Source organism: Aeromonas sp. 84A (genome assembly GCF_051919345.1).
GTDB classification, from domain to species: domain Bacteria; phylum Pseudomonadota; class Gammaproteobacteria; order Enterobacterales; family Aeromonadaceae; genus Aeromonas; species Aeromonas veronii.
Genome location: NZ_JBQBEW010000001.1, coordinates 1,131,488 through 1,149,471 on the forward strand (window position 1 = coordinate 1,131,488; position 17,984 = coordinate 1,149,471).

Below are 17,984 nucleotides of genomic sequence, written 5' to 3' on the forward strand. Positions count from 1 at the left end.
CAGCATGAACAGCCATATTCAGACCGCCATCACCGAACAGGGCATCGAAGCCTATCTGCACGCCCAGCAGCACAAGAGCCTGCTGCGTTTTCTCACCTGCGGCAGCGTGGATGACGGCAAGAGCACCCTTATCGGTCGCCTGCTGCACGACTCCCAGCAGATTTATGAAGATCAGCTCAAAGCACTGGAGTCCGACAGCCAGAAGCTCGGCACTACCGGCGAGAAGCTGGACCTGGCACTGCTGGTTGACGGCCTGCAGGCGGAGCGCGAGCAGGGCATCACCATCGACGTGGCCTACCGCTATTTCTCCACCGCCAAGCGCAAATTCATCATCTCGGATACCCCGGGCCATGAGCAGTACACCCGCAACATGGCCACCGGCGCCTCCACCTGCGATCTGGCCATCATTCTGATCGATGCCCGCAAGGGTGTGCTGGATCAGACCCGTCGCCACAGCTTTATCGCGAGCCTGCTCGGCATCAAGCAGTTCGTGGTGGCGGTCAACAAGATGGATCTGGTGGAGTTCAGCCAAGAGGTGTTCGATCGCATCAGTGCCGACTACCGCGAGTTCGCCAAGAAGCTCAGCGTCGACACCATCCATATCGTGCCGGTCTCGGCGCTGGACGGTGACAACGTAGTCAACCAGAGCGACAAGCTGGCTTGGTATCAGGGCGAAACCCTGCTTGCTCTGCTGGAGTCTGCCGAGGTTGAGCGCGAGCTGGAGCGCCATCCGGTGCGCCTGCCGGTGCAGTATGTGAACCGCCCCAACCTCGATTTTCGCGGCTTCGCGGGCACGCTCGCCTCTGGCATTCTGCGGGTGGGCGACAAGCTGGCGGTGCTGCCGTCGGGCAAGGAGAGCACAGTGACCCGCATCGTCACCTTCGACGGGGATCTGGAGTACGCCCTGCCGGGTCAGGCCATCACAGTCACCTTCGCCGATGAAATCGACATCAGCCGCGGCGACCTGCTGGTGGATGCCGCCAAGCGGCCGCAAGTGACCCAGAACCTGCTGGCCCATATCGTCTGGATGGGGGAGGAGTCCCTGCAACCAGGTCGGGTCTACGACGTCAAACTGGCCACCAAGAAGAGTCGCGGTCAGGTGGAGGCCATCCGCCACCGCATCGAGATCAACAAGCTCGACGAGTTGGACGCGAGCGAGCTCAAGCTCAACGAGATCGGCCTGTGCGAGCTGAGCCTCACCGACCCGGTGGCGTTCGACCCGTATCAGGAGATCCGCGATACCGGCAGCTTTATCCTGATCGACCGGCTGACCAACGTCACCGTCGGCGCTGGCATGATAGTGGAAGGCTTGGCCGCCAAAGCGGTAAAAGGGCACTACAGCGAGTTCGAAATCGAGCTCAACGCGCTTGTGCGCAAGCACTTCCCGCACTGGCAAGCCCTTGCCATCGGTAACGACACAAGCAAGGAGTAAGCCCATGACCTGGCAACAATTCCTGGTGCTGGGTCTGCTGGCTGCTCTCGTGGCCCTGCTGATCCAGGGCAAACTCCGCCCGGCGCTGCTCTTCTCGGGCGCCGTGCTCATCACCTACCTGAGCGGGCTGGCGGATATCAACGCCGTGGTTGCGGGCTACACCAACAGCGCCCTGCTGACGCTGGTGCTGTTGCTGCTGGTGTCGCTGGCGGTGGAGAAGACCCGCATCATGAGCTGGTTCGCCAATCTGGTGGGCACGGGTTCATTCAACAAGGTGCTGGTGAAGGTGTGGTTCTCCACCGCCTTCCTGTCTGCCTTCGTCAACAACACCGCCGTGGTGGCCTCCATGCTGGGAGCGGTCAAACGCAACCCCAACCATGCGCCATCGCGGCTGCTGCTGCCCATGTGCTTTGCGGCCACCTTTGGCGGGGTGCTGACCCTGATCGGCACCTCCACCAACCTTATCGTCAACAGCTTCCTCATCAAGATGGGGGCACCGCCGCTCGGCATGTTCGACTTCTTTATGGTGGGGGCGGGTACCCTGCTGACCGGTCTGATGGCCGTGCTGCTGTTTGCCCGTCACCTGCCGGAGCAGGATACCGAGATGAGCCGCGAATCCGGCTACTTTCTCGAAGCCAAGGTGGGCGCCGGTTCGCCGCTGGCGGGGCGCAGCGTCAAGGAGAACGGCCTGCGCAGCCTGAAAAGCCTCTATCTGGCGGAGATCATTCGCGGTGAGCAGGTGATCTGCCCGGTGCAGCCGGAACACGAGCTGCACGAAGGGGACGTGCTGCTGTTTTGCGGCGATGTGGAGAGTGTCGGCGTATTGCAGGAGATGAAGGGGCTGGATCTCTACGGCCAGCACCGCCTCAACGGCCAGCATCTGGTGGAGGTGATCGTCAGCCACAGCTCGCGGCTGGTGGGTCAGACCATCAAGGATGCCGAGTTTCGCACCCACTTCGATGCGGTGGTACTGGCGGTGCGCCGCGGCGAAACCCAGCTTACCGGTGGCCTCGGCCAGATTGAGCTGCATGCCGGTGATACCCTGCTGCTGGCCCCCGGCCCCCAGTTTGCCCGCAACAAATCGCTGGGGCGGGAGTTTGTGGTGGTGAGCGGGCTGGAAGCCTCCACCCGCCTCGATGGCAAGCGCAGCGCCGCCGTGGTGCTGGGGTTTCTCGGGGTGCTGGCGCTCTCGGTATTCGATCTGGTGCCGCTGTTCAAGGGCTTGCTGCTGATGCTGGTGGCGCTGCTGCTCACCCGCATTCTGACCCTGGACGAGATCCGCCGCCGCTTTCCGCTGGATATCTGGCTGGTGGTGGGCGGGGCGCTCGCCATCGCCGATCAGCTGGAAAAGAGCGGACTGGCCAAGCTTATCGCCGACTGGCTGATGGGGGAGTTCAATGGTGCCAGCCCCATCATCGCCTTTATCGGTATCTATGTGTTTACGTTGGTGCTGACCGAGCTGATGAGCAACAACGCCGCCGCCGCGCTGGCCTTCCCCATGGGTTACCAGCTGGCGCTCAGCATGGATGTCTCGACCATGCCGTTTATTCTGGCGGTGCTGTTCGGGGCCAGCTCCAGCTTTATCCTGCCCTACGGCTACCAGACCAACCTGATGGTCTATGCCGCGGGCAACTACAAGATGCCGGACTACCTCAAGCTGGCCCTGCCGGTCTCGTTGGCCTATAGCCTCGGGGTGATTGTGATGGTGCCCCTGCTGTTTCCGTTTTAAGGCGTGAGCGCCAATCAAGGGGTGTTGGATGAGCAATGCCATGGCACCAGCACGTTGTCGGCTGATAGTCCGAGGCGGCTCCCCGTGGTGCCGGACAGTTTAAGTTTTGAGGCGTAAGCGCCAATCAAGGAGTGTGGGATGAGCAATATCGTGTGGCACAAGCATGCCGTGGACAAACAGAGCCGGGCCGAGCTTAAAGGGCAAAAGCCGCTGGTGATCTGGTTTACCGGGCTGTCGGGGGCGGGCAAATCCACCCTGGCGGGGGCGCTGGAGCAGGCGCTGGCGGCACAAGGCAAGCACACCTATCTGCTGGATGGGGACAATGTGCGCCACGGCCTCTGTGGCGATCTCGGTTTCGATGATGCCGCTCGTCAGGAGAATATCCGCCGGGTCGGCGAGGTGGCGAAACTGATGGTGGATGCGGGCCTGATCGTGCTTACTGCCTTTATCTCGCCGTTCCGTGCCGAGCGGGCGCTGGTGCGCAGTCTCTTGGGTGAAGGGGAGTTTGTCGAAGTCTTTGTCGATGCGCCGCTTGCCATCTGTGAAGAGCGCGACCCCAAGGGGCTCTATAAAAAGGCGCGGGCTGGGGAAATTCGCAACTTTACCGGTATCGACTCCGCCTATGAGGCGCCCGAGCAGCCGGAAATTCATCTGCTTAATGCCGGTAAACCGGTGGAAGTGCTGGTGGATGATCTGCTGACTGCGCTGAGGCAGGGGAACTACCTGTAATTGTTGAGTAGCGCCGTCTTACATGAGTTGTGGAGTCTGGCGCCGGTGTTATCCCGGCAACCGGGTAATCACTCTGGCTGCAAGCCGTAGCAGCAAATAGAGTGCAGACGGGGGTCGCAAGGGTAAAGCGACCCTCTTTGTTTGAGCGTGTCATGGAATCGGCAGCACATCTGGCAAGTGACCTGTGGCCGATAAGTGGACCGCAACAAGCTTCTGTGTGCTGGCGGCAGCCACTATAAGCAAAAGTCGGGTCATTAGCGGAAAATCCATAAACTCAGCTTATAGTGGCACCGGTGAACCAAGAGCCACCCCAAGGCAGCCGATATCAGCCCCGCAAGGGGATTTCCCGATCCCTGCTGATGCCGTGGCATGGTTATTCGCGATTGTCCGAATACGCTGCGCTATTCGAACCTACGGGCTATATTTAGGCGCTTGAGTATTACCTTTTTTTTATTTTAGGAGTAGTGGCCAACCATAGTAATGGTAAATTGCATTATGTGAACTCATTTAATATCTTATTTATATCAACAGAGCCCTCATTGAATTCGTTAACAAACAAATCGAATTCATCTAGGCTGTTTTTCAGGTTGCCGATGTTTTCAAGGACGCTTATGGATAAGGTTGGCCATTCAGGGTCTATTTTATTTAAGTAGCTCAATGTGATTACAGATGGGGTTATAGAGTATTCCATTAGTTTTATTAAAGTACTGGAATATTTATTTAATATTTCATTTATAAGAGTCTGATCTTTGCCAAAATTAAGTGTCATTGTTTTTTCTGTTTCATCAATAAAACACATGACAGATGATGAAGCGGGATGAGTTAGTTCGCATAATCTAGCGTAAAGTTCATATGCTCTATCAACGCCGAATTTCTCAATTTTATTAATGTAGTCAGCATTTGTTTTGTTTATGTGGCTAGATGGAACAGATTCTTTCTTACCAACTTTGCGGGCATGACTGTAGTGTATTAGTTGTTCTTCAATTTTCTCGAACGAGATGAAATATCCATCTAGCAACGATGGTTGAGACAATTGAATAAAAATAATTTTTAAGTTTTTTCTTATTGTTTCAGGAAGATAAAGCATTATGTCGAAGCTGTCAGCTGATGCCTCTAAAAAGCCTCTTAATGAGGCAGAGAATCCAAGATAATTACCATCTAACATATGTTGTTGTGTTGACTCAAGCCATTTTATAATTCTGGCTAATGATGTTATACTGGCCAAGTGAGATCTTTCTAAAATGCCATATGTATATATATTCAACACTAAGTAAAGGTCATCTTTTCTTATTTTATTGGGGTAATTTAAATTTGGTTCCATAGATAGGAATTGATATGTTATTCCTTCAGATGATTTTATTAATGGTTTTAAGATTGATTTATAGAAATTAATGTGCTCAAGGAAGTTCATATTATCACTCTCATAACGTAATGCTATGGCTGTATGGTTATCGGATTGGTCACTTACTTCCGCTAAACTCAAAGACGATAACTGGCTCGTAGGACTAGAAAATCAATGGGTTTACAGCTCCTATAGGAATGTTTTATAGACAATATTAAACCCCAAAAACATTTTTTGTTCAGAGTCATTATGTAAGTCATGAAAAATCTGGGACACCCACAGATTTCACTGGCTGTGACATTCTGCTTAGCTGGAAGGGTAACCAGTCTAATTGTGTGCCATTACCATCTCTCGTACACGCTATCTCGCATGTTGAGCTAAAAATAGTAGGTTGGTGCTGAGCGAAGTGAAGCCCAACGTTTATCGCGAAACGTATCTACAAATTTGTGTTACCAATCGACCCAATCCATGTTTATCCCGCCCAGGTTGGCGTGATCATTCTTGCCTATTGGGCTTCGCTACGTGCTGCCCCAACCTGTAAAAACCACGCTACCGCCCCTGAATTTCAGCCTCCAGTTTGCTGCTTTTTACTTGTGATTTGGCACTGTTTGGCTCATGGCTGACTCCTGCGAGAGGCCGCCAAGCGGCTATGTTACCGAACGGGGCTGGGGTGAAAAGCGCAAGCGGGCGGTTTTCTGAGCAAGATCAACAAATTAATCAATAACGGGCGGCGATGTGCTCGTACAAGAACAGCCGCCTATCAGTGCAGAGGGAAACCGGACAGTGAAGCGAGAGTGCCGCCATCTTGCTGGCGGGCATTAAAAAACCCTATGAGCCTGCGGGCCCATAGGGTTTTGCTGCGGTGATTGTTTGGGTAGCGGTTATCTGGCTTGGCGTACCGGCACGGCGCGGGTGGTGGCCACTTCGTAGCGGCTCTGGCTTGTCGGAGCGCCCTTCTGGAACTGGCGTACCAGCCGGTCGAGATCGCTCAACTGGTTTACCAGCTGGGTGATGCCGTGCACGGCGTGCTGGCTGCCAACGCTGGAGTCATCGGCCAGGGTCTTGATGCTGAGCACGTTGCGGTTGATCTCGGCGGTGACGTGGAACTGCTCCTGCACCGCCTGGGCAATCTGGCCGCTGCCGGAGGCCACCTGCTGCAGCATATCGTTGATCTGCTGGAGAATGGTGCCGGTTGCCGAGGCTTTTTGCTGGCAGCTTTCGGAGAGTTGGCAGCCCTTCTCCATCGCCTGTTCTGCATCCCCGGCGCTGGTTTGCAGTTCGGTGATCATCTTCTGGATCTCGCTGGTCGAGGATTGGGTCTTGATGGCGAGCGTGCGGATCTCGTCGGCGACCACCGAGAAACCCCGACCCGCTTCGCCAGCCCGGGCCGCTTCGATGGCGGCATTGAGGGCCAGCAGGTTGGTCTGGTTGGCGATGTTGTTGATCACATCGAGGATGCCATCGATATCGCGGCAGTGGCCGACCAGCGCACTGATCACGCTCTTGGAGGTGGTCAGCTCGCTGTTCATGCCTGCCACGGCAGCCACGGTTTCGGCCACGCTACTGTTGCCGCTCTTGAACAGGTCGGCGGTCTCGTCCAGCAGGCTGGAGGAGTCAGTCGAGCTTTGTGACACCTCGCGAATGGATTCCGACATCTCGGTCACGGCAGTCGCTACCTGATTGGTTTCGGCCTGCTGCTGTTGCAGGTTGTCGGTGATGGATTCGGCGTTGCGCAGATCCCCTTCGGCGGCCTGCAGGATCTTGCTGCAAGTCTGCTGGGTGCGGGCCAGCACGGCGTTGAACTCTGCCTGATTCATCACCATCGAGAGTTCGATGGCGGCTATGTTGTCCACCTTGTTGGTGTAGAGCAGCTGCATCAGCGGGTTGTCAAAGCGGCTGCGGGCCATCTTGTTGAGCTTGCCGAGGCGACGGGAGAGGGCATTCAGGGTGATGGCCGCTATCGCCAGTGGCAGGGCGACCAGCGCCAGTTGCCAGTTCATGTCGTGGCTGTAGCCCAGCGCAAACATGGCGAGCAGGCTCAGCAGCAGACAGAGGTTGATGGTCAGGGTATGGGAGAAGGTGGGCAACTTGAGCGCCAGCGGCAGCTTGTTGTTGCGAAGGTCGGCATAGACCTTCTCGGCCCGCTGTTTGATCTCCTCGCTCGGGGCGGTGCGCACCGACTGATACTCCACCACCCGGCCACTGGCATCCTTGATGGGGGTGACAAAGGCGCTGACCCAGTAGTGATCGCCACTTTTGCAGCGATTTTTCACCGGCCCCATCCAGCTCTTGCCTTCGCGGATATGGTTCCACAGATCTGCAAAGGCCTGTTTCGGCATGTCAGGATGACGTACCAGATTGTGGTGTTCCCCCAGCAGCTCGTCGAGCTGGAAGCCTGCTATCTCGCAGAACTCATCGTTGGCGTAGGTGATGCGGCTCTCCAGATCCGTGGTGGAGATGAGGCTCTGGTGGTCTGGATAGAGACGTTCTCTTTGGGTAACCGGTTGATTGATTCTCATGGCCTTACTCCCGAGCTGTGATGGTTAGATTTTGATCTACATCAAGGCATCTGCAAGGGGTGGGCCAGCTGGCAAAAGCTAATGATTGATATGTTATTAGTGCCGTTTTGGCAGGAAAAGATCGTTGCTGTTTGCAATATGCAACGGAGCTGACGGGGTGTGCCTCTGCAGCATCTGCAATTTGCAACCTATTCTGGTCAAGCCCATGAGCTTGGAGCCAGCAGCTTGGTGCGAAGGAGCCACGAACAGACGGGGCAGCAGCTGCCCCGTCAGAGATCAGGGGAGAGGGTCGGGAGCGGGTGAGGAGGGGGCGCTGACGAGCTGCATCACTTCAATCTGGATACCCTGCACCAGCACGGTTTTCAGATCTTGCAGGTACTCCTCCAGCGGCGACTCTTGCAGCAGCTGGGCGAGCTCGTTGCCCACCGGGGTGAGCCGGTAGTAGAGCAGGGTGATGTTGTTCTGCTTGCACTGCAGCCGCCAGCGCTGGTTGCCGAACTCCAGCTCGACCCCATCGGCGGGCAGCGGGCCTGACTCCAGCTCCGCGCGATGCAGCAGCCCCAGCTCAAACAGTTGCAGCAGGGCGTTGTAGGGCAGTCGGTATTTGCCAAGGCCAAGGCGGGTTGCCTTGGCGCGACTCAGCAGGCTGGCCCCCTTGTGCAGCCCCAGCAGCAGTCGCTGCTCGTCGCTGCCGGTGTAGTGGCAAGTCAGTGAGCAGATGCGCTGAAACAGCTGGGCCTCGCGCTGGGTCATCTCTTTGAGGGTGGCGAGCGCCCGGATGGAGAAGCGGCCCGGCGTGGCGACTTCCAGCGCGAAGATCCGCCCCCACAGCTGCTGCATCGGCACCATGCTGATATCTTCCGCCAGTTGCAGGAAGCGGGTCAGCCAGTCGCTGTCCATCTCACCGCCAGCTGCGGTCTCTTCGCAGTGGCGGGAGGCCATCACCATGATGGCTTCCAGATTGCGCTGGCGGGCGGCCTGATCCGCCAGATGGCGAAAGGTGGCGCGCTGTTCGAAGGTGCTGTCTGTGTTGCGGGTGAGCATGCCGTCGATGCCGCGACTGCGGGCCAGACGCAGGGTCTGCTCCTGGCTGCTCAGGATCGAACTCTCTTTTTTCGGGGGGGGGAGGTCTGCCATGCTGACTCCATTCGCACAGGTTCTGGAGCTGAATGTTACTCCAACCGGGATGCCAAGATAACAAAGCGGCCTCCGTGGAGGCCGCTTTTTTTGCAACGGGAGGATTACTCCTCGTAGACGCTCACCTCGACCGCTTCCATCGAATAGGAGGCGGTGGCCATCTCGTGGCTGGAGCTGACAGTGCGCATCTTGCCCTTCACCCAGATGGCATCCCACAGGTCATCCACCGGCGCACCCTTGGGGTAGCTCACATAGATCACCTGATTGGTGGGGGGCGGCGGCACATGGATGCAGGCGCCGAAGTAGGGCACCAGCAGGAAGGCGGTGATCTTCTTGGCATCCCCTTCCAGCGGCACCACGAAGCCCGGAATGCGCACATCCTGGTTGTCCAGCTTCTTGTTTACCCCGCCCACCGGTTGCGGCACCGACATGGGATCTTCGTGATTGACCTGGGGCGGTGGCAGCAGTTTTTCCCCTTCCGGGATGAGCACATCCCAGTCGATGGTCTTGTAATCGGCGGCCAGGGCGGGCAGCACCAGCAGGCTGGCGAGCAGCGCCACAATTTTCCACTTCATCATCTGTCCTTCTGTTTCTATTTTGGGCGTCTCGCTAGACGCGAATGCTCATGCCATCGCTCAGGCTGTAGCGGTAAGCGCGGGCGGCGGGGAGCAGGCCAATTACCATACCCGCCAGCCAGACTACCCCCAGCAACTGCCACTCGTAGGTGCTCGGCAGCCCCAGACTCAGTTGCAGGCCATAGTGGCTGAGCAGCCAGGGCGAGGCAAGCCCCTGCCCCAGATAGAGCACGGCGACCCCGAGAGCGATGCCGACCGTGGTCAGCGCCATGGCCTCCAGCGCCAGCAGCAGGAACAGGTGGGCAGGGCCCGCACCGAGGGATCGCAAAATAGCGAGCTCCCGGCGCCGCTCGTTAAGCCCAGCCAGCAATGTGGTCAGCATGCCGATCAGGCCCGCGACTACCACGAAACCGGCGATGACCGAGAGGGCAGTTTCCGCCACGCTCATCAGGCTCCACAGCTCCTGCAGGGCGGCCCCCGGCAGGATCGCCATCAGCGGCTCTTTGGGATAGGTGTTGACGCTGCGTTGCAGCTGGAACGCCAGAATGCGGTTGCTCAGCCCCACCATAAAGGCGGTAATGGTTTTCGGGGTGAGATCCTGCGCCAGCGCCTGCTCCGGCGTCACGTTCTTGCTGTGGCGGCCGGTGTCCCAACCGAGATGGATCGCCTCTATCCCCGCCAGCGGCACATGGATGGTGCGATCGATGGGCGTGCCGGTCGGCGCCAGAATGCCCACCACCTTGAATGGCAGGTTGTCGTGCTGGCTGAACGAGGTGTTGCCAGCGCCGTGGGCGATGACGATGGATTGGTCGAGGTGATAGCCGAGCTTCTCGGCCACCTGGGCACCGAGTACAGCTTCAAACGGCGTCTCGAACGGCCGCCCTTCCCGCAGTTGCAGCGACTGCTGCTGACCGTACTTCAGGTGGGTGAAGTAGTCGCCATTGGTGCCGAGCACCCTAAATCCCTTGTGGGAGTCACCAAGCGAAAGCGGGATGGTCCAGGCGACGCCCGGTTTCTGTTTGATGGCCTGATAGGAGTCCCACCCCACGTTGTTGGTGGGGTTGCCGATGCGAAACACCGAGTAGAGCAGCAGGTTCACCTGACCGGAGCGGGCGCCGACGATGAGATCGGTACCCGAGACGGTGTTGGAGAAGCTTTCACGGGCCTGGGTGCGCACCCGTTCCACCCCGAGCAACAGGGTGACGCTGATGGCAACGGCTAGCAGGGTGAGCCCGGCGGTGAGGCGACGGGCCCAGAGACTTTGCAGGGCGAGCTTTAGCACGTAGCCCTCCGGTTAAGTTGTTGCAGGTTTTCCACCCGTGGGAACAGGGGTTCGAGGTAAGGATCGTGACTGACGAAGATCAGGGTCGAGCCCTGCTTGTCGCACTCCTCGAACAACAGCTTGATAAAGGCCGCCCGGTTGTCGGTGTCGAGGGCCGAGGTGGGCTCGTCGGCGATCACCAGTGGCGGCGAGCCGATCAGCGCCCGTGCGGCGGCAACCCGCTGCTGCTGGCCAATGCTGAGGGCATGGACGGGGCGATGCAGCGCCTCATCCGGCAGTTGCAGCTCCGCCAGCAGACGGCGCGCCTCCTGCTCCGGACTCCCTTGCAGGCGGGCCCGTTTGGCGGGCGAAAAGGTGAGGGCAGCGGTCACGTTGTCCTGCACCGAGAGAAAAGGCAGCAGATTGAACTGCTGGAAGATATAACCCAGATTGGCCGCCCGGAAGTGGTCACGGGCACGGCCAGAGAGCCGGGCCAATGGTTGGCCCAGCACCTCCAGGGTGCCGTGGTTGGCGGTCTGGATCCCGGCCAGCAACCCGAGCAGGGTCGACTTGCCAGAGCCCGACGGGCCCTTGATAAAGACCCGCTCACCCTCGCGGATGGTGAGGGCGGGCAGATCGAGTACAGCGTCGCCACCTGGCCAGGCAAAGGCCAGATCGCGGATCTCAACCACGGCTTTTTTCATGGCGTTACCAGCTCAGCTTGTTGGCGGACGGGGTCAGCTCGCCAGCGGTCTGGCCAGTAGGCATGATGCCCTGCACGCTCAGCTTCTCAAGGCTCGGATAGACGCTGAACAGGGTCGCCTCAAGGCCGGTCAGTTTGGCCGGCGTGGCGCAGGTGTAGGTGTACATGGCGCCCATATCGGCGTGACCCGCTTCGTCATGATCATGGTGGTTTTCATGTTTGTCGCTGGCAGCCTTGTCATGGTCATGGTCATGGTCATGGTCGTGATCATGCTCTTCTTTGGCGGCTTGCAGCTCCTGCTGGGTCAGTTTGCAGCCAGCGGCCGGGTCGAAGCGAAACAGGGCGTCAGGCTGCTGGAGGCGGGCGACCGCCTTGGCATACTGCGCCTTCTCTTCATCGCTCTTGGCGGCGTGCTCGAAGCCCACCAGATCGGCTGCGGGTGCCTGCAGCTCGATCATCAATTGGTCGCCATCGACCACCAGATTGAGGTGGCCGTGGCCATGCTCGTGGGCGCCGTGGCTGTGGCTCTCGTGTTCGTCGTGATTGGCGTGTGCGCCAAAGGCCGCTGCGGCCAGAAACAGAGTAACTGCTTTCATCTTTAATCCTTTTTTCAAAACAAATAGTGAACTTAAACAAATGGATAGATAAAAACAGAGGCGGGCGGTGCACGGATGGCGTAGCTGTGAAGCGTGGCGGTATCCGCCGAGCGCTGCATGGTTGCAACGACGGGCAGAACAGAGGTCGAACCGGGGAAACAATAGGGGGTGGCGGTGATGACCTGTTTGCCATCCAGATGGAGGGCGCAAACCAGGCAGTGATGGTCGTCGTGGCCGGGCAGGGCGGATTCAAACTGGTGCCGGGCAAGGGCAGGCTGCAGCCATAACCAGCCCAGCAGCAAGATCCAGATTTTCAGCTTGATACGACCCATAGACCCTTATGGAAAGGGCGCCATCAGCGCCCTTTCTCTCTGACTTAGAGATGGGACTTGATGAGCCCCATCACGGTAGCAATGTTGTTGGCATCGAGCTGGCCATCTTTGGCAAACAGCACCTTGCCCTCTTTATCCAGCAGAATGATCGCCGAGCTTTCCGGCGTCAGATCCCAGGCGTTGCGCGCCATGCCCTTGGCATCCAGCACCATGGCGGACCAGGGGAACTCTTTCTTGCTGTCCTCGGCACTGCTCTTCACGAAGCCGGAGGTGCCCCAGATGGCGTCATTGCTGTTGATGACGGTAACGGTCTGGTACTTGTCTTGCGGCAGTTTGGCGGCCTTGATCGCCTCGATCATCGGGGCGTTCAGCTCCTTGGCACTGGAGCGACCGGCAATATGCTGGATCAGGAACACCTTGCCGGTGAGAGAGGTGCTCTGCCACGGCTGGTAGCCGATATCCTTGCCGTTCAGTACCAGCTCACCCTTGTCACTGACATTGACCAGCGGCACCGGGTTGCCATCCTTGAAGTTGTGAGCAAAGACCAGAGATGGCAGCAGCGCCAAAGTAAGTACGAGATGTTTCATCCTGATGACACTCCATTTGTTATGTTATAACGAGTTTCGGATTGAGGGAATGGGCGAGCTTCATCCTAAACTGATCGGATCTGTTTAAAAAGTGTTAAATAAGATCGCAATTCAGAAGCGTCGGCGCCCTGCCAGTCAGGTGGTTGGCTGGCAAGGGCGGCTAGGATGGCATGACATCGATAAAAATCAATGAATTGGCTGCTGGTCTGAGCTGTCTGCGTCAGTAGAGCGACTCGCTGATGAGGGGGATCTTGGCCATGGTCATCTGTTGGGCCAGCAGGGACGAGCCGGTCAGCAGCACATGGCGCTGATTGTTGATCACCACCACATCACCGGGTACGCCACTGTCTGCCGTAATGGCCAGCCAGGCAGGGGAGACGCTGCCGATGCTGATATCCGGATAGATGATGCTGAGCACATATTGCGGCGCCAGCTCTGCCAGCAGGCTGGCCATCAACAGCGCCTTCTCGTCGCTGTCGGCCTTGTTATCCTGCAACGCCTGCAGCGGCGGCGCGAAGTGATCCAGCTGCTCCGGCTGGGTGGGGATGGCGTTCAGCCACTCCTGCAGCAGGCTGACGCTGGTGGCGAGATCCTTGGCGGCAAATTGCTGCGCCAGTGGCTTGAGGTGCCCTTTGAAGTGGTAGAAGAGCTGGGAGTAATCGGGTCGCACGCAAGGCAGCTTGCGATTGGCCGGATGGACGCAGGGGATCACCCTCATCTGGTAGAAGGCATCCTCCTGATACTGTTGGTAGGCTTGCCAGAACAGCAGCGACTCCATGCTGTCGTCCCGCAGGGTGAAGGCCTGCTCCAGATTGCGAAACTTGGTAGCGGTCTCTGGACTGCTCTGGTTGATCAGGTTGATGCTGTTGTAGAGCCGCGGGCTGATATAGGCGTAGAGCGTCTCCAGCGGATTGGTGAGAGAGGCCTTCAGCAGGCTCATCTCGTGGCGACTGGCGGCCATCACCTGATCGTCGGTGGTCAGCTGGAAGTGCTTGCGCTGGCCATCGGTGGATTGCCACTGCCAGCTCATGTTGATTTCGCTGGCGTTGCTTGTAGCACCAAGAGTGGTGCAGAGAGTGAGGCTGAGCAACAGCGCGGGGGTCAGCTTCATGGTGGTGCTTCCTGCCGTGGACGATAATTAACAACTAGGTGAGCCGGAACCACTTTGGTGATGTTTCGTTTTGTGATCTGGATAACAGATTGATGTGACTTTTAATTTAATTGTGAAATTAAGTCACTCTGGAGGGGTTATGAAGCCTTGGATCATAGTGCTGTTTGGGCTGCTCAGCCTGCCAGCCATGGCGGGTCAGGTGATCGTCAACAAGGGGATGTCCGTTGCTGATACCTTTGCCCTGCGTGACCAGCTGGCGCGCGAACACGAATGGCAGGAGTGGTTGCGCTACCAGCAGGCCATCAAGTGGCTGGAGGTGTTGCCGGTCAACTGCGAGCTGATGAGCCAGCCGGGCGGTGGCTATCGCTGTGGCGGTGATTACTATCGTCCCTACCAGAAAGATGGTCGTGAAATATACATTCAGGGCAATCCTGCCGAAGATGCGGCCGGTCAGCTGCCGCACACACCGACAAAAAAGGCGCCATAAGGCGCCTTTTTTACAAGCGAAGTGACGCTTACTTGGCAGCGTAACGCTCGGCAGAGGTTTTGATCTCGGCTTCGGCAGCGGCCTTGTCGCCCCAACCTTCCACCTTGACCCATTTGCCCGCTTCCAGCTCTTTGTAGCGCTCGAAGAAGTGCTGGATCTGGGCTTTCAGCAGTTCCGGCAGATCGTTCACATCCTGGATGTGGTCGTACTGCTTGGTCAGCTTGGAGTGCGGTACGGCAACGATCTTGGCATCTTCGCCAGATTCGTCGGTCATCTTCAGCACGCCAACCGGACGGCAGCGAATGACGGAACCGGCCAGCAGCGGGTAGGGAGTCGGAACCAGTACGTCGACGGGGTCACCATCCAGAGAGAGAGTCGCGTTCACGTAGCCGTAGTTGCACGGATAGAACATCGGGGTAGACATGAAGCGATCGACGAAAATAGCACCGCTGTCCTTGTCGACTTCGTATTTGATCGGGTCGGCATTCTGCGGGATTTCGATGATGACATAGATATCGTCGGGCAGGCTCTTGCCGGCCGGTACCAGGTTCAGGCTCATGATATTTCCTTCGTTGTTAGTATCAGGTTTGCAGGCCGATATTATAGCGATGTGATGTTAAATGACCATATTTCAGCGGATATCGCTAACAAAGAAGGGGGATGTTTCCTGTTTGCGGCGCTTTGATGTGTGCGGGATGCAACAAAACGGCTGTTTTGATGCCCTGCCGCTGATCTTGGTCACCGGCAGGGCATGTGGAGTTGCGAGTAAAGAGGGTCAGAGCGAGTAGGGGAGTCTCGACTCATTGACCAGTCGCGACAGGGCTGTCACTACATGAGGGTCAAACTGGGTGCCGGAGCGGGACTGGATATACTCCATGGTCTGCGTCAGCGTCCAAGGCTCCTTGTAGGGGCGCTTGCTGAGCAGGGCATCGAACACATCGACCACCGCCACAATCCTCGCCGACAGCGGGATCTGCTGACCAGTAAGCTGTTGCGGGTAGCCCTTGCCATCGAAGTGCTCGTGGTGGCCTCGGGCGATCTCTGCCCCCAGCGAGAGGTAGCTGGTTCCCTCCACCATTTCGCCCGCCTTGTGCAGGATATTGGCGCCGATACCGGCGTGCTGCTCCATGATGGCTCGCTCTTCCGGGTCGAAACGGCCAGGCTTGTGCAGGATATGGTCCGGGGTGCCCACCTTGCCCACATCGTGCAGGATGGAGGCCATGCCGATCATCTCGACAAACTCCGGGGTCAGCTGCTCGGGATAGGCCGCCATCTGCCTCAACTCTGCCACGATGGCATCCGAGAGCTTCTGCACCCGCAAGACATGCTCGCCGGTATCGGAATCACGAAACTCCGCCAGCGCCGCGAGTGCCACCACGGTGGCCTCCTGGGCGCGCAGCAACTGGTTGTAGAGATAGAGATTGTCATAGGCCGCCGAGATGCGCTGACAGAAGACATCCAGCAGATCGCATTCGAGGGGATCGAGGGGCTGGGTCGGGGTAAAACTCAGCACGAACTCGCGACCATTCTGGGCGGCGATATAGAGGGAGTCCTGTGGGTGTTCAAAGCGGTTGCAGCGCGCCGCCAGTGCCTTCATGACCGAGTCATTGAGGGGGGGAAAGTCGGTGATCTTGCCATCATCCAGCAGAGTCTCGTAGTCGCCGGTGGCGGCGAGGATCTCCAGCCCCTGTTCGCCGGGACGGCGCTCGGCGCAGATAGCCCCTTCGGTGCCCACATCGAGAATGGCGCTGATCTGTTTCAGCACGCCGGAGGCAAACTCCTTGAGTGAATGAAGATGGTAGAGATCGCCCGCCCCTTCCAGAATTTTGCCGAGCCCTTGGCGACTCTTGTCGATGGCGCTGAGAGTTTCGTATGAACGCAGGGATGCGATGACAGTGGTGTAGAGCTTTTGTACCGTCAGTTCGGTCTTGGTCTTGTAGTCATTGATGTCGTAATCGAGGATCACCCGCTGCTCGGGGGCCTGACCGGGCTGGCCGGTACGCAGCACGATCCGCACCAGCGAGTTGTGCATTTCGTTGCGGATCCGGTGCACCAGCCGCAGACCTGCGTCTTCTGTCTCCATCACCACATCGAGCAGGATCAGCGCAATCTTGGGATTGGCCTCCAGCATGCGGCCAGCTTCGGCGCCGCTGTAGGCATTGAGCAGTTCCAGCGGACGGGATTTGTAGTGAATGTTGGAGAGGGCCAGGCGGGTGGCATGATGGATATCCGGTTCATCATCCACGATCAGCACTTGCCATGGGTTGAGTGCCTTGGGGACCACGACCTCCTCATCATCGAGTTCGATGATGTCGTCGTCCAGCAAGATATTGTCCTTGTCTTGGGCACTGCTCATATCGGTTACGCCTCCGGCGCTCAATGAGTATGTGAACAGTATGCACGATCACATCCGCTCGGATCATCAGGATAAGCAGATATCGTGAGCTGGCTCCGCCTCTTTATCGCTACTCGAAAGGTTCCAGATACCCCTGGATCGACTTCTTCAACCAGGCCAACACCTTGCCGTGATAGGCGTTTTCCGCCAGATAGACCCCGTAATCCCGCCACTGCAGGCTGAACTTGTGTTTCAGGGTCAGCAGGGAGCCTTGTCGCAGCTGACTCTGGATCAGCGGCGAGGGGAGCACTGCCCAACCCAGCCCGTCCAGCACCGCATTGCGCATCAACTCAAAGCTGGAGAGGCCGATATGCTGGCCTCCCACAGGTAGCAGGCTTTTTACTGAAAATTCATCTACATACGAGAGGGTGACCTGGGTGTGATCGGTCAGATCCTGCTGTTTGACCCGCTTCAGTCCGGCCAGCGGATGGCTGGGTGCCACCACCATCAGGGTGCGGATCGGGTTGAGCACGTCGATATTGAGGCCGCTGCGCTCCTGATCTTCGGTAATGAGGCCAAAAGCGGCATCGACGAATCCCTCTTCCACCAGCGCCGGCAGTTCGGGTGGGGAGGCGAGCACCAGCGAGATACTGGTACCGGGAAACTGATTGTGCAGGCTGGCCAGCATCTCGCGCCACACCGGCTCGGGAATGGCGTCATCGCGGGCAACCCGCAGCGCCACTTCGGCCCCCGAGGCGTAATGTTTGCACTTCTGCTGCAGGCTATTGGCTGCCTGCAGCAGGCGAGTGCAATCATCAAGCACCAGCTCGCCGATCTCGGTCAGCCGACTCTGATTGGCGCCTCGTTCAAAAAGTTCGACGCCAAGCTCAACTTCCAGTGCCGCGATGGCGGTGCTGACGGCGCTGCGGCTTTTGCCGAGGCGACGGGCGGTGTTGGCAATAGAGCCGCTATTGGCTGACTCTACAAAGAGTTCTATTTGATATAGCTTCATGTGTTACAGGCTGTGGCGGAGTTTTTCACCATCACCTTAGCGTGCCGAACCAAGGCAAGGCAAACCTGTGGCGTCGGAATAATCGACGCTGAGCGAT

Annotated in this window: 17 protein-coding genes; 4 read left to right on the forward strand and 13 right to left on the reverse strand. The window is 58.0% G+C overall.

The annotated features are described in order from the left end of the window. Positions 1-4: 4 nt before the first annotated feature. From cysN to cysC, 3 genes are all read left to right on the forward strand, one after another. Entirely contained in the window at positions 5-1,432 is a 1,428-nt protein-coding gene (gene cysN / locus ACTG20_RS05400; RefSeq protein ID WP_194494616.1) for a sulfate adenylyltransferase subunit CysN, read from the forward strand. Positions 1,433-1,436: 4 nt separating this feature from the next. After that, positions 1,437-3,161 carry an SLC13 family permease gene (locus ACTG20_RS05405; RefSeq protein WP_194494617.1) on the forward strand — a complete coding sequence of 575 codons (1,725 nt, stop codon included), beginning with the start codon at positions 1,437-1,439 and terminating at the stop codon, positions 3,159-3,161. A gap of 138 nt (positions 3,162-3,299) precedes the next feature. After that, positions 3,300-3,890 (forward strand): adenylyl-sulfate kinase, encoded by a 591-nt coding sequence (gene cysC / locus ACTG20_RS05410; RefSeq protein WP_194494618.1) that lies wholly within the window; start codon positions 3,300-3,302, stop codon positions 3,888-3,890. Positions 3,891-4,383: 493 nt separating this feature from the next. Here the strand turns inward: cysC and ACTG20_RS05415 are convergent, their stop codons facing one another. The 10 genes from ACTG20_RS05415 to ACTG20_RS05460 all read right to left on the reverse strand — a co-directional run bounded on the left by ACTG20_RS05415 (position 4,384) and on the right by ACTG20_RS05460 (position 14,053). Next, positions 4,384-5,301 (reverse strand): hypothetical protein, encoded by a 918-nt coding sequence (locus ACTG20_RS05415; protein ID WP_194494619.1) that lies wholly within the window; start codon positions 5,299-5,301, stop codon positions 4,384-4,386. Between the two features lie 812 nt (positions 5,302-6,113). Further along, positions 6,114-7,751 (reverse strand): methyl-accepting chemotaxis protein, encoded by a 1,638-nt coding sequence (locus tag ACTG20_RS05420; protein ID WP_194494620.1) that lies wholly within the window; start codon positions 7,749-7,751, stop codon positions 6,114-6,116. A gap of 276 nt (positions 7,752-8,027) precedes the next feature. After that, positions 8,028-8,888 (reverse strand): TIGR03899 family protein, encoded by an 861-nt coding sequence (locus ACTG20_RS05425; RefSeq protein WP_005335692.1) that lies wholly within the window; start codon positions 8,886-8,888, stop codon positions 8,028-8,030. 104 nt (positions 8,889-8,992) lie between these two features. Then, positions 8,993-9,466 (reverse strand): DUF3299 domain-containing protein, encoded by a 474-nt coding sequence (locus ACTG20_RS05430; RefSeq protein WP_026034852.1) that lies wholly within the window; start codon positions 9,464-9,466, stop codon positions 8,993-8,995. 31 nt (positions 9,467-9,497) lie between these two features. Beyond that, positions 9,498-10,745, reverse strand: a complete 1,248-nt coding sequence (locus tag ACTG20_RS05435; protein WP_005354695.1) for an ABC transporter permease — start codon at positions 10,743-10,745, stop codon at positions 9,498-9,500. Continuing rightward, positions 10,739-11,428: an ABC transporter ATP-binding protein gene (locus tag ACTG20_RS05440; RefSeq protein ID WP_005354693.1), complete on the reverse strand. Its 690-nt coding sequence runs from the start codon at positions 11,426-11,428 to the stop codon at positions 10,739-10,741. Before ACTG20_RS05440 ends, ACTG20_RS05435 begins: the two co-directional genes overlap by 7 nt. A 4-nt stretch (positions 11,429-11,432) precedes the next feature. Continuing rightward, a complete protein-coding gene (locus ACTG20_RS05445; protein ID WP_439987501.1) occupies positions 11,433-12,023 on the reverse strand; it encodes a DUF2796 domain-containing protein in 591 nt (196 codons plus the stop codon). A 32-nt stretch (positions 12,024-12,055) separates the two neighbouring features. After that, positions 12,056-12,355 (reverse strand): DUF2607 family protein, encoded by a 300-nt coding sequence (locus ACTG20_RS05450; RefSeq protein WP_110303537.1) that lies wholly within the window; start codon positions 12,353-12,355, stop codon positions 12,056-12,058. A gap of 44 nt (positions 12,356-12,399) precedes the next feature. Continuing rightward, positions 12,400-12,942 (reverse strand): YtfJ family protein, encoded by a 543-nt coding sequence (locus tag ACTG20_RS05455; RefSeq protein ID WP_005343253.1) that lies wholly within the window; start codon positions 12,940-12,942, stop codon positions 12,400-12,402. Positions 12,943-13,162: 220 nt separating this feature from the next. Further along, positions 13,163-14,053 carry a hypothetical protein gene (locus tag ACTG20_RS05460; protein ID WP_005335678.1) on the reverse strand — a complete coding sequence of 297 codons (891 nt, stop codon included), beginning with the start codon at positions 14,051-14,053 and terminating at the stop codon, positions 13,163-13,165. Positions 14,054-14,192: 139 nt separating this feature from the next. On the opposite strand from ACTG20_RS05460, the gene ACTG20_RS05465 reads away from it, so the two are divergent. Then, positions 14,193-14,540 (forward strand): hypothetical protein, encoded by a 348-nt coding sequence (locus ACTG20_RS05465; RefSeq protein WP_106844390.1) that lies wholly within the window; start codon positions 14,193-14,195, stop codon positions 14,538-14,540. Positions 14,541-14,568: 28 nt separating this feature from the next. Here the strand turns inward: ACTG20_RS05465 and ppa are convergent, their stop codons facing one another. The 3 genes from ppa to ACTG20_RS05480 form a co-directional block, all read right to left on the reverse strand. Then, positions 14,569-15,099 (reverse strand): inorganic diphosphatase, encoded by a 531-nt coding sequence (gene ppa, locus ACTG20_RS05470; protein ID WP_005335667.1) that lies wholly within the window; start codon positions 15,097-15,099, stop codon positions 14,569-14,571. 216 nt (positions 15,100-15,315) lie between these two features. After that, positions 15,316-16,896 carry a DUF3369 domain-containing protein gene (locus ACTG20_RS05475; protein WP_194494622.1) on the reverse strand — a complete coding sequence of 527 codons (1,581 nt, stop codon included), beginning with the start codon at positions 16,894-16,896 and terminating at the stop codon, positions 15,316-15,318. A 109-nt stretch (positions 16,897-17,005) separates the two neighbouring features. Further along, the gene (locus ACTG20_RS05480; protein ID WP_005354677.1) at positions 17,006-17,887 is read right to left on the reverse strand and encodes a LysR family transcriptional regulator; all 882 of its coding nucleotides are present in this window, start codon (positions 17,885-17,887) and stop codon (positions 17,006-17,008) included. Positions 17,888-17,984 lie beyond the last annotated feature (97 nt).

Bases quoted from the DNA above. Each gene is read 5' to 3' on its own strand.
- cysN (WP_194494616.1), top strand. From the start codon at position 5: ATGAACAGCCATATTCAGACCGCCATCACCGAACAGGGCATCGAAGCC.
- ACTG20_RS05405 (WP_194494617.1), top strand. From the start codon at position 1,437: ATGACCTGGCAACAATTCCTGGTGCTGGGTCTGCTGGCTGCTCTCGTG.
- cysC (WP_194494618.1), top strand. From the start codon at position 3,300: ATGAGCAATATCGTGTGGCACAAGCATGCCGTGGACAAACAGAGCCGG.
- ACTG20_RS05415 (WP_194494619.1), bottom strand. From the start codon at position 5,301: ATGAACTTCCTTGAGCACATTAATTTCTATAAATCAATCTTAAAACCA.
- ACTG20_RS05420 (WP_194494620.1), bottom strand. From the start codon at position 7,751: ATGAGAATCAATCAACCGGTTACCCAAAGAGAACGTCTCTATCCAGAC.
- ACTG20_RS05425 (WP_005335692.1), bottom strand. From the start codon at position 8,888: ATGGCAGACCTCCCCCCCCCGAAAAAAGAGAGTTCGATCCTGAGCAGC.
- ACTG20_RS05430 (WP_026034852.1), bottom strand. From the start codon at position 9,466: ATGATGAAGTGGAAAATTGTGGCGCTGCTCGCCAGCCTGCTGGTGCTG.
- ACTG20_RS05440 (WP_005354693.1), bottom strand. From the start codon at position 11,428: ATGAAAAAAGCCGTGGTTGAGATCCGCGATCTGGCCTTTGCCTGGCCA.
- ACTG20_RS05445 (WP_439987501.1), bottom strand. From the start codon at position 12,023: ATGAAAGCAGTTACTCTGTTTCTGGCCGCAGCGGCCTTTGGCGCACAC.
- ACTG20_RS05450 (WP_110303537.1), bottom strand. From the start codon at position 12,355: ATGGGTCGTATCAAGCTGAAAATCTGGATCTTGCTGCTGGGCTGGTTA.
- ACTG20_RS05455 (WP_005343253.1), bottom strand. From the start codon at position 12,942: ATGAAACATCTCGTACTTACTTTGGCGCTGCTGCCATCTCTGGTCTTT.
- ACTG20_RS05460 (WP_005335678.1), bottom strand. From the start codon at position 14,053: ATGAAGCTGACCCCCGCGCTGTTGCTCAGCCTCACTCTCTGCACCACT.
- ACTG20_RS05465 (WP_106844390.1), top strand. From the start codon at position 14,193: ATGAAGCCTTGGATCATAGTGCTGTTTGGGCTGCTCAGCCTGCCAGCC.
- ppa (WP_005335667.1), bottom strand. From the start codon at position 15,099: ATGAGCCTGAACCTGGTACCGGCCGGCAAGAGCCTGCCCGACGATATC.
- ACTG20_RS05475 (WP_194494622.1), bottom strand. From the start codon at position 16,896: ATGAGCAGTGCCCAAGACAAGGACAATATCTTGCTGGACGACGACATC.
- ACTG20_RS05480 (WP_005354677.1), bottom strand. From the start codon at position 17,887: ATGAAGCTATATCAAATAGAACTCTTTGTAGAGTCAGCCAATAGCGGC.